This is a genomic window from Flavilitoribacter nigricans DSM 23189 = NBRC 102662 (assembly GCF_002646595.1).
Lineage (GTDB): Bacteria > Bacteroidota > Bacteroidia > Chitinophagales > Saprospiraceae > Flavilitoribacter > Flavilitoribacter nigricans.
The window spans coordinates 1-912 of record NZ_PDUD01000126.1 but is presented as its reverse complement, the minus strand read 5'-3'; the positions used below and the strand labels follow the sequence as shown (position 1 = coordinate 912).

Genomic DNA, 912 nt, shown 5'->3' with positions numbered 1-912 from the left:
CGCTCCACCTTGCCTCACAGCAAAACTTCTGCGCAACTGGAATGCTCCCCTACCACTCCGTAGAGTCCATAGCTTCGGTGACTAACTTGATGCCCGATTATTTTCCGCGCAGGAACGCTCGACTAGTGAGCTGTTACGCACTCTTTAAATGAATGGCTGCTTCCAAGCCAACATCCTAGCTGTCTTAGCATCCCCACCTCGTTCATTCAACTTAGTTAGTACTTCGGGACCTTAGCTGATGGTCTGGGTTGTTCCCCTCTCGGACGCGGACCTTAGCACCCGCGCCCTCACTGCTGTTGCAATATCATGGCATTCGGAGTTCATCAGGGGTTGGTAGGCGGTGAAGCCCCCTAGCCCTATTGGTAGCTCTACCTCCATGATACTCTTCACAACGCTGCACCTAAATGCATTTCGGGGAGTACGAGCTATCTCCGAGTTTGATTGGCCTTTCACCCCTACCCACAGGTCATCCAAACATTTTTCAACATGTACTGGTTCGGTCCTCCAGACAGAGACTATCCATCCTTCAACCTGCCCATGGGTAGATCACTCGGTTTCGCGTCTACCCCAACTAGCTATCGCCCTATTCAGACTCGCTTTCGCTTCGCTTACAGTCCTTAAAACCTTAAACTTGCTAGTCAGGAGTAACTCGTAGGCTCATTATGCAAAAGGCACGCCGTCATCCCGAAGGACTCCGACCGCTTGTAGGCGCACGGTTTCAGGTTCTTTTCACTCCCCTTCTTGGGGTTCTTTTCACCTTTCCCTCACGGTACTGGTTCACTATCGGTCTCTCAGAAGTATTTAGCCTTAGCGGATGGTGCCGCCAGATTCAGACAGGATTTCACCGGTCCCGCCCTACTCAGGATACTCCTATCAATTATAAGCTTACATGTACGGGACTTTCACCCTCTA

1 rRNA gene is annotated in these 912 nt (G+C 51.1%); it reads right to left on the bottom strand.

Annotated features, from left to right (window positions below):
* A 23S ribosomal RNA gene (locus tag CRP01_RS41705) occupies positions 1-912 on the bottom strand; the annotation flags it as partial.